We start from the raw sequence: 12,576 nt of genomic DNA, 5'->3' as shown, positions 1-12,576 counted from the left end.
AGCGGTCTGAAGGTTCGCGGCATTCTACTGGAATTGAGAGGCGCAATGGATATCACTGAACTGCTGGCGTTCAGCGCCAAACAGGGGGCGTCCGACTTGCATTTGTCTGCCGGCCTGCCACCGATGATTCGGGTGGATGGCGATGTGCGGCGCATCAACCTGCCGGCCCTGGACCACCAGCAGGTGCAGGCGCTGGTTCACGCGATCATGAATGACGCTCAGCGTGCGGACTTCGAGAAGCACCTGGAAATCGACTTTTCCTTTGAAGTGCCCGGCGTGGCGCGCTTTCGGGTCAATGTGTTCAACCAGAACCGTGGCGCGGGCGCCGTATTTCGCACCATCCCGGCAAAAGTGCAGAGCATGGAGGAACTGGGCATGGGCGAAGTGTTTCGCAAAATGACCGACGCTCCCCGTGGCCTGGTGTTGGTGACCGGGCCGACCGGTTCCGGCAAATCCACCACGCTGGCGGCGATGATCGATTATCTCAATACCCATCGCCATCACCACATCCTCACCATCGAGGACCCGATCGAGTTCGTCCACGAGCCGCGCAAGTGCCTGATCAACCAGCGTGAAGTCCACCGCGATACGCGTAGCTTCGCCACCGCCTTGCGTTCGGCACTGCGCGAAGACCCGGACGTGATCCTGGTAGGGGAAATGCGCGACCTGGAGACCATTCGCCTGGCGTTGACCGCCGCCGAAACCGGCCATCTGGTGTTCGGCACGCTACACACCACGTCGGCGGCGAAGACCATCGACCGGGTAGTGGACGTGTTTCCGGGGGACGAGAAGTCAATGGTGCGCTCGATGCTCTCCGAGTCGCTGCTGGCGGTGGTGTCCCAGACGCTGGTGAAGAAGGTCGGTGGTGGGCGCATCGCAGCCCACGAGATCATGTTGGGAACGTCGGCGATCCGTAATCTGATCCGCGAGGACAAGGTGGCGCAGATGTATTCGGCGATTCAGTCGGGAGGGGCGTTGGGGATGCAGACGCTGGACATGAGCTTGAAGGAGCTGTTGGCCAGGGGGGTGATCAGTCGGGATCATGCGCGGGAGAAAGCGCGTTCGCCGGATAACTTCTGAGGATCCAGAAACGCCATCGTCGGATCGCCGCCCGGAGCAAGCCCGCTCCCACAGGATCGATGCAGTCCATGTGGGAGCGGGCTTGCCCGCGATGAGGCCATCATATTCAAAGCAATTCCCGAGGCTGACCCCGGTAGTTCAAGTCAGCGCTGAACCACACGCAACTGGTTCGGCTCTTTCGGCAGAACCCGCTTGGCAACCACGTAGTGGTTTTCCCAGTACGGTTTCTTCAAGGTGTCTATGCTCACCGACTTGCCACGGCGTGGTGCGTGGATGAAGCGGTCGTTGCCCAGGTAAATGGCAACATGATTGACCCGACGGCTCTTGATGTTGAAGAAAATCAGGTCGCCCGGCTTCAGGTCGTTGCGATCGACTTTCTCCCCATGACCGCTGGCCATGGCGTTGGAGGTGCGTGGCAGGTCGAACGTGGCGTCGTTGAACGCGTATTTCACCAGGCCGCTGCAATCGAAGCCTTTGCTCGGGCTGCTGCCGCCCCAGCGATAGGGAGTGCCAAGGACGTTCACGGCGCGGCTCAGCACGTCGCTGCTTTCCTTGGTGCCCATCGGTGGTACCAGGCCGCTTTTATTGCTGGCCAGGCTTGGAGCGTGTTTAGCGGATTTCTTGTCTTTGCTTGACGGAGCAGAGGCATGGGATTTCGGGGTGTAACCATTAACGTTTGGAAGACGTTGCTCACGATTGGTGGCGTGGGCGGCCAGTGGCATCAAAAGGCAAATGGTTAGCCATGTCTTGAAAAATGAACGCATTAGGCAAGGCTCTTAATAGGTTAGCGCGCAACTTTATAACAGCTTTTTTGTCGCTTCCGAGGCCGTTGGTCGATTCAATCCGGGGGGCAATGGTGGCAAAAAAGCGGCAAAATGGCGCAATTGTCGGACAGAAGTCCGGTGTTACAAGGCTTTGACAGGTGCGAAGGTAGCACTTGCCATACGTCGGGTGCCTGTAAAAAAGTCACAAAGAAATGAAGAATATTTATCTATCGCGCGAATCGAGGTCATTCATGAACCCCTATCAACAGACTGTTCCGCAGCAAGACACCCACAGCAAAGTGATTGGTTATTTGCTGTGGATTTTCGGGTTTACCGGCGCTCACCGCTTCTATTACGGCAAGCCGGTGACCGGGACGATCTGGTTCTTCACCTTTGGTTTGCTGGGAATTGGCTGGCTGATCGACCTTTTCCTGATCCCGGCAATGGATCGCGAGGCTGACCTGCGCTTTACCGCGGGACCTGTCGAATACAACGTGGCGTGGATTCTGCTGACGTTTCTCGGGGTGTTCGGCGTGCACCGGATGTATCAGGGGAAATGGATCAGCGGGTTGCTGTACCTGTTGACCGGCGGGTTGTTCTTTCTGGGGGTGCTGTATGACTTCTGGACGTTGAATGACCAGGTTTCGGTGCGTAATGCTCAGAACAGAGGCGCCTTCTAAGACGCCATCGCGGGCAAGCGCGCTCCCACAGGGATCATCTCAATCCTGTGGGAGCGGGCTTGCCCGCGATTGGAGCGACGCGGTTTTACGCCTGGTGGCTGATCCGCCCATCCACCAGGGTGTAACGCACCACACCCGGCAGGCTGTGGCCAATGAACGGGCAGTTCTCACCCTTGGACAGCCAGCTTTCGCCCGCGACGGTGGACGCCGTAGGGTCGAACAGCACGATATCCGCCGCGCCACCGACCGCCAGTTTGCCTGCCGGCAGCCGCAAGGCCTCGGCAGGGCCGGTGCTCAGGCGTTCGAGCAGTGTCGGCAGGTCCAGCAAACCGTCTTCGACCAGGGTCATCGCCAGTGGCAGCAACAGTTCAACGCTGCTGATGCCCGGTTCGGTCGCCCCGAACGGTGCCAGCTTGGCGTCACGCTCATGGGGTTGGTGGTGGCTGGAAATAGCCGAGATAACGCCGGATTTCACCGCAGCGCGCAGGCCCTCGCGGTCGGCGTGGGTGCGTAGCGGCGGCTGGACGTGATACAGGCTGCTGAAGCCGATCAGGGCTTCGTCGGTCAGGATCAACTGGTACAGGGCGACATCCGCGGTCACCTTCAGGCCTCGGGCCTGGGCCTGGGCGATCAGCTCCACACCGCGTGCGCTGGTGAGCTGGCTGAAGTGTGCGCGCACGCCGGTCTGCTCAACCAGCAGCAGATCCCGGGCCAGGGCGACGGTCTCGGCGCTTTCCGGAATGCCCGGCAGGCCAAGGAAGCTGGCGGTCGGACCTTCGTGGGCCAGGCCACCCTCGGCCAGGTCGTGATCCTGTGAGTTGAAAATCACCGTCAGGTCGAAGGTCGCTGCGTAGTCCAGTGCCCGGCACAGGGTGCGGGTGTTGCGGAAACTCTCCAGGCCATTGCCGAAGGCCACGCAACCGGCGTCGCGCAGTGCCACCAGCTCTGCCAGCTGTTCACCGTCCAGGCCTTTGCTCAGGGCACCAATCGGGAAGACCTTGGTGTTGCCGGCCTCGCGGGCGCGGTCGAGGATCAGCTCGGCCACCGCCGAAGTGTCCAGCACCGGTTTGGTTTTTGGCGGGCAGCACAGGCTGGTCACGCCGCCAGCCGCCGCGGCGCGGGTTTCGCTGACGATCGAGCCTTTGCGGCTGTAACCCGGTTCGCGCAGGGCGACGTTGAGATCGACCAGGCCGGGAGCGGCAACCAGTCCTTTGGCATCGATCGTGTCGACGGCGACAAAACCGGCTGGCGCAGCGCCAAGGGCGACGACTTTGCAGGCTTCAATGTGGATGTCGGTTACTTGATCCAGGCCACTGGCTGGATCGATCACGCGGGCACCGAGAATGCTGAGCTTCACTGGGCGTTCTCCTGCTCGAATTGGCGCTGGGCTGTTTGCCCGCTCATGGCCATGGACAGCACGGCCATACGAATGGCGATCCCGTAGGTCACCTGGTTGAGGATCACCGAGTGCGGGCCGTCAGCCACTGCCGACTCGATTTCCACACCACGGTTGATCGGCCCCGGGTGCATCACGATGGCGTCGGGCTTGGCGCCGGCCAGGCGTGCGGTGGTCAGGCCGAACAGGCGGTAGAACTCGCCTTCGCTCGGCAACAGGCCGCCGGTCATGCGTTCACGCTGCAGACGCAACATGATCACCACGTCCACGTCTTTCAGGCCTTCGGTCATGTCGGTGTAGACCTTCACGCCGTATTGCTCGATGCCGATCGGCAGCAGGGTTTTCGGCGCGATCACGCGAATGTCCGGGCAGCCGAGGGTTTTCAGGGCCAGCATGTTCGAGCGCGCGACCCGCGAGTGCAGGATGTCGCCGACGATGGCCACCGAAAGGTTTTCGAAACTGCCCTTGTGCCGGCGGATGGTCAGCATGTCGAGCATGCCCTGGGTCGGGTGCGCGTGACGGCCGTCGCCGCCGTTGATGATCGCCACTTGCGGGCAAACATGCTCGGCGATGAAGTGCGCGGCGCCGGAATCACCGTGGCGCACGACGAACATGTCGGCGGCCATGGCTTCGAGGTTGCGCAGGGTGTCGAGCAGGGTTTCCCCCTTGCTCGCCGAAGATGTCGACACGTTGAGGGTGATTACGTCCGCCGAGAGCCGCTGGGCCGCCAGTTCGAAGGTGGTGCGGGTGCGGGTCGAGTTCTCGAAGAACACGTTGCACACGGTCTTGCCGCGCAGCAACGGGACTTTCTTCACGGCCCGGGCGCCGACTTCGAGGAAGGAGTCGGCGGTGTCGAGGATTTCCGTCAGCAACTCGCGGCGCAAACCGTCGAGCGAGAGGAAGTGGCGCAGCTGGCCCTGATCATTGAGCTGCAGCGGGCGCTTGGTTTCTAGAGGCGTCATCGCGAGGGGGACTCTCAATAGGGCGAATTAAAGGGCGAGGTCTTGCAGTTCGAGCGCGAGCTCCGGGCCGGACAGTTTCACCCGTTCGTGGGCGGCCAGCGACAGGGTGGCGCCAACCACGTTCGGGCGGATCGGCAGTTCGCCGGCGTCCAGGTCCAGCATGCACACCAGCGTCACGCTGGCCGGGCGGCCGTAGTCGAACAGTTCGTTCATGGCGGCGCGGATGGTCCGCCCGCTCATCAGCACGTCGTCGATCAGCACCAGGTGCTGGCCTTCGATCTCGAACGGCAGCGCCGAAGGGCGAACCTGTGGGTGCAGGCCGTTCTGGCTGAAATCGTCACGGTAGAAGGACACGTCCAGGGTGCCGAGTGGCTCATCGCTGCCCAGTTCCTTGAGCAGGGCCTGGGCCACCCAGACGCCGCCGGTACGGATGCCGATGAAGCGCGGATCGCTGATGCCACGGTGTTCCAGGTGGGCCTTCAGGCGCGTGGCCATCTGGCTGATCAGTTCGGCGGGATTGGGCAGGCTCATGGTTGCTCCTTCTTGGGCCCGAGCCGGCTTGTGCGGGTGTGGCTCGGGTTGTAGCTAAGTGAGACGCGCGGCGGCTCTTCAGGATTCAAACAGTGCGGTGTTTTCGTCGAGCCAGCCTTGCAGCAGCAGGGCGGCGGCGATGGCATCGACCGGGTTGTCGCGGTAACTGCCTTTCTGCCCGCCACGCGCCAGGCGTTCGCCCTTGGCCTCGTAGGTGGTCAGGCGTTCATCGTGGGTATAGAAGGGCAGGTTGAAGCGGCCGTTCAGGCGCCGGGCGAACTTTTCCGCGCGGGCGCACATGTCACTGGGTGTACCGTCCATGTTCAACGGCAGGCCGACCACCACGGCATCGGGCTTCCATTCCTTGATGAGGGCTTCGAGCTGGTTCCAGTCAGGGATGCCGTTCTGCGCTTTGAGCGTGCACAGCTCGCGGGCCTGGCCGGTCACCACCTGGCCGACCGCAACGCCGATCTGTTTGGTGCCGTAGTCGAATCCGAGAATCAGCCGCAGGGCCATCAGGCGTGCCCCGCCTGGCTGGTCAGCAGGCTGAGGTTGACGCCCAGGTGTTTGGCCGCCGCTTCCAGGCGCAGTTCGCTGCTGGTGTTGAACAGGATATCGGCGTCGAACGGGCAGTTCAGCCAGGCGTTCTGCGCCAGTTCGGCCTCCAGTTGACCGGCTTCCCAACCGGCATAGCCGAGGGCGATCAGGCTTTTTGCCGGGCCGACGCCGTCAGCGATGGCGAACAGGATGTCCTGGGTGGTCGACAGGGCTAACTCGTCTTCCAGATCAACGGTTGCCTGGAACGTCAGCCCCTTGGGGTGAAGGACGAAGCCGCGATCGGTCTGTACCGGGCCGCCGACAAAGATCGGCACATGCTGGCAGAGCGCTGGCGGTTCGATATCCGGGCGTAATTGCTCGAGGATATCGGCCAGGCTCAGCTCTTGCGGACGGTTGACCACCAGCCCCATGGCCCCATTGGCCGTGTGCTCGACGATGTAGGTCAAGGTGTGCGCAAAGTTCGGGTCGGCCATGTGCGGCATGGCGATCAGGAATTGATGCTTGAGGTAGCTGGGGCTGACGTTTTTCATGTGCGCTAGTGTGGCGTTCGAGGGGCGAACTGACAAGCTGGGGATGCATGGGAAATGCCTCAAATCCCCTCTGACGACTTGGATTCCTGTGGGAGCGAGCTTGCTCGCGATGGCGGCCTGGCAGTCGACATCTTTGTTGGATGTGAAGTTGTCATCGCGAGCAAGCTCGCTCCCACAGGGTTTCGGGGGTGGTCAATTGCTGGAGAGTCGGTCGCCGCGGGCGAATTTCCAGGTGCGGATGATCTCCAGCCGGTCTACATCCGACAGATCACCGGTAAAGGGTGCAAACGGCGCCGCCAGCCGCACGATCCGCTGCGCCGCCTGGTCGAGCAGCGGCTGGCCGGAAGACTCCAGCACCAACACCTCGTACAGCGAACCGTCGCGGTTGATCGACACCATCAGGCGCAAGTTGCCGTAGATCTGTTTGCGCCGTGCTTCGTCGGGGTAGTTGAGGTTGCCGATGCGCTCAACCTTCTTGCGCCATTCGTCCTTGTACCAGGCGCCCTTGTCGCGCATGGTCGAGGCCGCGCTCAAGCGGTGAATGCGCGGGCGCTTGGCGTACAGCTGCTGTTCGGCGGCCAGTTCCGCTTCGAGGCTGGCGATGTCGCTGGACAGTCGTTCGCTGTCGAACGTTGGCGCCTGGACCTGGGGTTTGACCTCGGTCTTGGGTTCCTCGGTCTTGGCGGGGGCTTTTTTCGGCTTCGGCGCCACGGTGGTCACGGCAGCCTTCGGCGGAGCCTCCTGCACTTCAGGCTTGGCGGCCGGTGGTGGCGTGACTTTCTGTACCTTGTTGTCCTGGAATGGTGCGACCTCGGTGGTCTTGGGGATCGCCTTTTTATCCAGGGTGCCGCTGCCTTGCTGATGTTCCTGGGCCAGGAAATCGGCCTTCTCGGGCTTTTTTTCGCTTTTGAAGGTGGCGAGGGTGATTTCCAGGGTTTTGCTGATCTGCTTGGGTTCGACCACGGCAAAGCCGATGCCCAACAGCAAGGCCAGGTGGATCAGCGCTGCCAGGAACAGGGTAAAACCAAGGCGATCGGCCGGGCGCACGCCACGATGGGCGAGTTCGGCAGGCAGATCGGACGGGAGGGTCATGACAAGGAAACCAACATCGCGTTTTCACAGGCCGCGCATGATAACGCAATGTTGGTTTGGCTAATCAACGTGCCTTGAGCTTCTGATCGATGGCATCCATCAGCATGCCGCCAATATCGGTGCCAAATGCATTATCAATCTCGCGAATGCAGGTCGGGCTGGTGACGTTGATTTCGGTCAGGTGCTCGCCGATCACGTCCAGGCCAACGAACAGCAAGCCTTTTTCACGCAGGGTCGGGCCGACTTGTGCGGCGATCCAGCGATCCTTGTCGGTCAGCGGGCGGGCTTCGCCACGGCCGCCGGCGGCCAGGTTGCCACGGGTTTCGCCCTGGGCCGGAATCCGTGCCAGGCAATAATCCACCGGCTCGCCGTCGATCATCAGGATGCGTTTGTCGCCGTCCTTGATGGCCGGCAGGTAGGCCTGGCCCATGATCTGCTGTGCGCCGAGGGCGGTCAGGGTTTCGAGGATCACCGACAGGTTCGGATCGCCCGCGCGGTGGCGGAAAATCGAAGTGCCGCCCATGCCGTCCAGCGGCTTGAGGATCACATCACCGTGTTTGGCGGCAAATTCGCGCAGCACGTCGGCCCGGCGGCTGACCACGGTCGGCGGGGTGCACTGCGGGAACAGCGTGGCGAACAGCTTCTCGTTGCAGTCGCGCAGGCTCTGCGGCTTGTTGACCACCAGCACGCCGGCGCGCTCGGCCTGTTCCAGCAAGTAGGTGGAGTAGACGAACTCCATGTCGAACGGCGGATCCTTGCGCATCAGGATCACGTCCAGATCGCTCAACAACGCATCGCTTTCGGCGCCCAGCTCGAACCATTTTTCCGGGTTGGCGAACACCTGCAGCGGACGCATCCGCGCCCTGGCCTGACCTTCACCCTGATACAGGTCGCGCTGCTCCATATAGAACAGCTCCCAGCCACGCTTCTGCGCGGCCAGCAGCATGGCCAGCGAGCTATCCTTTTTATAGGAAATGCTGGCGATAGGGTCCATGACAATCCCGACGCGAACGCTCATTGGGTTTTCCTCGAAATTTTGGGGGCATGTGTCGATCTGTAGGAGCGAGCCTGCTCGCGATGACCTCAAGGACACCGCGGGGGTGTCAGGTTTCCCGCGTCATCGTTGACGTCCATCGCGAGCGTGCTCGCTCCTACAATTAAAAGAAGCGATGCCATATAAAAGTGGCGTCAGAGTGGCGCTGAGTGTGTTCCCGGTCAAGGAAAAACCACCTTGCGGGTCAGCCGATAGATTGGTTCTGGAGACTGTGCTAAAAAGGCTGCCATGTCGTGCTGGCCCTTGAGTATCAAGGGTTTCGAGCCGCGTTAACCGGCAAACGGACAAATTGTTTCGCAAAGGCGACGGTAGAGCATTTTATGGAACAGCACCCCAGCGCCTTGAAGGTCATGGTGATCGACGATTCGAAGACGATTCGTCGCACCGCCGAAACGCTGCTCAAGAATGTGGGTTGTGAGGTCATCACGGCCATCGACGGCTTCGATGCCCTGGCCAAGATCGCCGACAACCACCCCGGCATCATCTTTGTCGACATCATGATGCCGCGCCTGGATGGCTACCAGACCTGCGCCCTGATCAAGAACAACAGCGCGTTCAAGTCCACGCCAGTGATTATGCTGTCATCCAAGGACGGCCTGTTCGACAAGGCCAAGGGGCGCATCGTCGGCTCCGACCAGTTTTTGACCAAGCCTTTCAGCAAGGAAGAATTGCTTGATGCGATCCAGGCCCATGTTCCTGGTTTCGCCGCCGTTTTGCCGCAGTAGGACACGCACAGTGACGCTCGGCCATCGGGCCCGGCGCCGACAAGAATGGGGAAGACCATGGCTCGTATTCTGATCGTCGATGATTCGCCGACCGAAATGTACAAACTGACCGGCATGCTGGAAAAGCACGGGCATGAAGTGTTGAAAGCCGAAAACGGCGCCGACGGCGTGGCCCTGGCCCGCCAGGAAAAGCCCGACGCGGTCCTGATGGACATCGTCATGCCCGGCCTCAACGGCTTCCAGGCAACCCGCCAGTTGACCAAGGACCCGGAAACCGGACACATCCCGGTGATCATCATCACCACCAAGGACCAGGATACCGACAAGGTCTGGGGCACGCGCCAGGGCGCCAAGGACTACCTGACCAAACCGGTCGACGAAGACACCCTGATCAAGACGCTGAACAGCGTGCTGGCCGGTTGATCGGCAGGCCATGAACGAGTCGCTGACGGCCTTCGAGCTGCTGCTGCAAATCGATCGACGCTGTCGATTGCTGGCGGCGGACTTGCCGTCCCAGCCGACCCGTCGGGACAACTGGAGCGGCATCGGTTTTCGCCTGGGCGAGCACTGGTACGTTGCGCCCATGAGTGAAGTCAGCGAAGTCTTGCACGAGCCACGCCTGACTCAGCTGCCCGGGGTCAAACCCTGGGTCAAGGGTGTCGCCAACCTGCGCGGGCGATTGCTGCCGGTCATGGATTTGAGCGGCTTCTTCGGGCACGAACTGTCGGCGGTGCGCAGGCAGCGTCGGGTGTTGGTGGTCGAGCATGGCGAGGTGTTTGCCGGGTTGCTGGTCGATGAAGTCTTCGGCCTCCAGCACTTTGCCCAGGACAGCCTGGAGCCGATGCCGGCAGATGAGTTGAAGGGAACGATGGCGACGTTTGTCAAAGGCCGCTTTCAGCGCGGGCAGTGTTGGCAGGTGTTCAGCCCGTTTGCGTTGACGCAGTCCCAGGGGTTCATGAGCGTCGCGGTGTAACCGGAACAACACAGAACCTTGTGGGAGCGAGCTGGCTCGCGAAGGCGGTCTGACTGCCAAAATAAGTGTCGACTGATGCAACGCTTTCGCGAGCAGGCTCGCTCCCACAGGGGTAGATCTCAGTAGGCATCAAGGGTGCTGGTTAACAGGCGAGGACCGATGATAAAAGCAAAAGCAGGCAAGCCAATGGAAGGGTCGCGCAGCCGGTCGCAGATCATCGTGCTGTTCATCGCGCTGATCGTCTTCATCATGCTGCTGTTCGCCAACTTCGCGTACCTCAACACCCAGGCTACCTACGACAAACAGTACATCGGCCACGCCGGCGAGCTGCGCGTGCTGTCCCAGCGTATCGCCAAGAACGCCACCGAAGCCGCCGCCGGCAAGGCTGCCGCGTTCAAGTTGCTCAGTGATGCACGCAACGATTTTGCCCGGCGCTGGGGTTATCTGAAGAAGGGCGACCCGGCCACCAGCCTGCCGCCGGCCCCCGCCGCCGTGCGTCCGGAGATGCGCGCGGTGCAACAGGACTGGGAACGCCTGCTGAAAAACACCGACGCGATTCTGTCCAGCGAGCAAACCGTACTGTCGCTGCATCAGGTCGCCGCGACCCTGGCCGAAACCGTGCCGCAGCTGCAGGTCGAGTACGAAAAGGTCGTCGAGATTCTCCTCCAGCGGGGCGCTCCGGCGGCCCAGGTGGCGATGGCCCAGCGCCAGTCGCTGCTGGCCGAGCGGATCCTCGGCGCGGTCAACACGGTGCTGGCCGGCGACGAAAATTCACAGCAGGCCGCCGATGCCTTCGGACGCGACGCGACTCAGTTCGGCAAGGTGCTCAACGGCATGCTGCAGGGCGACCCGGCGCTCAAGGTCAGCCAGGTCGAAGACCGCGACGCCCGTGCGCGGCTCGCGGAAATCTCCGAACTGTTCGAGTTTGTCTCAGGCTCCGTGGACGAAATCCTCGAGACCTCGCCAGAGCTGTTCAAGGTCCGCGAGTCGGCCTCGAACATTTTCAGTCTGTCGCAGACCCTGCTCGACGAAGCCTCACACCTGGCCAGCGGTTTCGAAAACATGGTCGGCGGGCGCACCACCGACACCATTGGCGGTTATGTGCTGGGCTTGCTGGCGCTGACTTCTATCATCCTGATCGGCCTGGTGATGGTGCGCGAAACCAACCGTCAGTTGCGCGAAACCGCCGAGAAAAACGAGCGTAACCAGAACGCGATCATGCGCTTGCTCGACGAGATCGAGGACCTGGCCGACGGCGATCTCACAGTGACGGCCTCGGTGACCGAAGACTTTACCGGCACCATCGCCGATTCGATCAATTACTCCGTCGACCAGTTGCGCGACCTGGTCGCGACCATCAACCTCACCGCCGGCCAGGTGGCCGCCGCCGTGCATGAGACCCAGGCCACCGCCATGCACCTGGCCCAGGCGTCGGAACATCAGGCCCAGCAGATTTCCGAGGCTTCGATGGCGATCAACGACATGGCCGAGTCCATCGACCAGGTGTCGGCCAACGCGGCGGAATCTTCGGCGGTTGCCGAGCGCTCGGTGGAAATCGCCAACAAGGGCAACGAGGTGGTGCACAACACCATCCACGGCATGGACAACATTCGCGAGCAAATTCAGGACACCGCCAAGCGCATCAAGCGCCTGGGCGAGTCGTCCCAGGAAATCGGCGACATTGTCAGCCTGATCGATGACATTGCCGACCAGACGAACATCCTTGCCCTCAACGCGGCCATCCAGGCGTCCATGGCCGGTGACGCCGGCCGCGGTTTCGCCGTGGTCGCCGACGAAGTGCAGCGCCTGGCCGAGCGCTCGTCTGCCGCAACCCGGCAGATCGAAACCCTGGTGCGGGCGATCCAGACCGACACCAACGAAGCGGTCATCTCCATGGAGCAGACGACGACCGAGGTGGTGCGTGGCGCCCGTCTGGCGCAGGATGCCGGTGTGGCCCTGGAAGAAATCGAGGGCGTGTCGAAGACGCTCGCGGCATTGATCCAGAGCATTTCCAATGCCGCGCAGCAGCAGACCTCGTCGGCCGGGCAGATTTCCCTGACGATGAACGTGATCCAGCAGATCACCTCGCAGACGTCGTCGGGTTCCACCGCCACGGCTGACAGCATCGGTAACCTGGCGAAAATGGCCAGTCAGTTGCGTCGTTCGGTGTCCGGTTTCACCTTGCCGGCTGCCAAGGTGCAGGTTGTGGACAAAGCTTGAACCGCCCATGG

At 61.8% G+C, this 12,576-nt stretch carries 14 protein-coding genes; 6 read left to right on the top strand and 8 right to left on the bottom strand.

From position 1 onward, the window contains the following. The first annotated feature begins 45 nt into the window (after positions 1-45). Positions 46-1,080 (top strand): type IV pilus twitching motility protein PilT, encoded by a 1,035-nt coding sequence (locus tag EI969_RS04550; protein ID WP_160386120.1) that lies wholly within the window; start codon positions 46-48, stop codon positions 1,078-1,080. A gap of 143 nt (positions 1,081-1,223) precedes the next feature. Here EI969_RS04550 and EI969_RS04545 read toward each other — a convergent pair whose 3' ends face one another. Continuing rightward, positions 1,224-1,844: a C40 family peptidase gene (locus EI969_RS04545; protein ID WP_160386119.1), complete on the bottom strand. Its 621-nt coding sequence runs from the start codon at positions 1,842-1,844 to the stop codon at positions 1,224-1,226. 251 nt (positions 1,845-2,095) lie between these two features. Between EI969_RS04545 and EI969_RS04540 the strand changes: the two genes are divergently transcribed. Further along, positions 2,096-2,524 carry an NINE protein gene (locus tag EI969_RS04540; RefSeq protein ID WP_160386118.1) on the top strand — a complete coding sequence of 143 codons (429 nt, stop codon included), beginning with the start codon at positions 2,096-2,098 and terminating at the stop codon, positions 2,522-2,524. 85 nt (positions 2,525-2,609) lie between these two features. On the opposite strand, the gene EI969_RS04535 is transcribed toward EI969_RS04540, so the two are convergent. The 7 genes from EI969_RS04535 to gshB all read right to left on the bottom strand — a co-directional run bounded on the left by EI969_RS04535 (position 2,610) and on the right by gshB (position 8,611). Beyond that, positions 2,610-3,881, bottom strand: coding sequence for a dihydroorotase (locus EI969_RS04535; RefSeq protein WP_160386117.1), 1,272 nt, complete (start codon positions 3,879-3,881; stop codon positions 2,610-2,612). Continuing rightward, on the bottom strand, positions 3,878-4,882 hold the full coding sequence (locus tag EI969_RS04530) for an aspartate carbamoyltransferase catalytic subunit (protein WP_103395764.1): 1,005 nt from the start codon (positions 4,880-4,882) through the stop codon (positions 3,878-3,880). The genes EI969_RS04535 and EI969_RS04530 overlap by 4 nt, the downstream gene beginning before the upstream one ends. Before the next feature lie 27 nt (positions 4,883-4,909). Continuing rightward, the gene (gene pyrR / locus EI969_RS04525) at positions 4,910-5,413 is read right to left on the bottom strand and encodes a bifunctional pyr operon transcriptional regulator/uracil phosphoribosyltransferase PyrR (RefSeq protein WP_103395763.1); all 504 of its coding nucleotides are present in this window, start codon (positions 5,411-5,413) and stop codon (positions 4,910-4,912) included. 78 nt (positions 5,414-5,491) lie between these two features. Then, entirely contained in the window at positions 5,492-5,929 is a 438-nt protein-coding gene (ruvX, locus tag EI969_RS04520; protein WP_150718517.1) for a Holliday junction resolvase RuvX, read from the bottom strand. Then, entirely contained in the window at positions 5,929-6,501 is a 573-nt protein-coding gene (locus EI969_RS04515) for a YqgE/AlgH family protein (protein ID WP_160386116.1), read from the bottom strand. The genes ruvX and EI969_RS04515 overlap by 1 nt, the downstream gene beginning before the upstream one ends. Before the next feature lie 192 nt (positions 6,502-6,693). After that, positions 6,694-7,593, bottom strand: a complete 900-nt coding sequence (locus tag EI969_RS04510; RefSeq protein ID WP_160386115.1) for an energy transducer TonB — start codon at positions 7,591-7,593, stop codon at positions 6,694-6,696. 64 nt (positions 7,594-7,657) lie between these two features. Continuing rightward, complete coding sequence (gene gshB, locus EI969_RS04505) at positions 7,658-8,611, bottom strand: glutathione synthase (RefSeq protein ID WP_007995429.1); 954 nt, start codon at positions 8,609-8,611, stop codon at positions 7,658-7,660. A gap of 356 nt (positions 8,612-8,967) precedes the next feature. On the opposite strand from gshB, the gene pilG reads away from it, so the two are divergent. The 4 genes from pilG (at position 8,968) to EI969_RS04485 (ending at position 12,565) form a co-directional block, all read left to right on the top strand. Then, positions 8,968-9,372, top strand: a complete 405-nt coding sequence (gene pilG / locus EI969_RS04500) for a twitching motility response regulator PilG (RefSeq protein ID WP_007987791.1) — start codon at positions 8,968-8,970, stop codon at positions 9,370-9,372. Positions 9,373-9,429: 57 nt separating this feature from the next. Next, positions 9,430-9,795 carry a twitching motility response regulator PilH gene (pilH, locus tag EI969_RS04495; protein ID WP_160386114.1) on the top strand — a complete coding sequence of 122 codons (366 nt, stop codon included), beginning with the start codon at positions 9,430-9,432 and terminating at the stop codon, positions 9,793-9,795. Positions 9,796-9,805: 10 nt separating this feature from the next. Continuing rightward, a complete protein-coding gene (locus EI969_RS04490; protein WP_160386113.1) occupies positions 9,806-10,345 on the top strand; it encodes a chemotaxis protein CheW in 540 nt (179 codons plus the stop codon). A gap of 159 nt (positions 10,346-10,504) precedes the next feature. Further along, complete coding sequence (locus tag EI969_RS04485; RefSeq protein ID WP_160386112.1) at positions 10,505-12,565, top strand: methyl-accepting chemotaxis protein; 2,061 nt, start codon at positions 10,505-10,507, stop codon at positions 12,563-12,565. The last annotated feature ends 11 nt before the right edge of the window (positions 12,566-12,576 follow it).

It is taken from the genome of Pseudomonas sp. PB101 (assembly GCF_009764265.1).
In the GTDB taxonomy this organism is placed as follows: domain Bacteria; phylum Pseudomonadota; class Gammaproteobacteria; order Pseudomonadales; family Pseudomonadaceae; genus Aquipseudomonas.
Note: the sequence above shows the minus strand (reverse complement) of the source record. Positions and strands in the feature narration are given on the sequence as shown.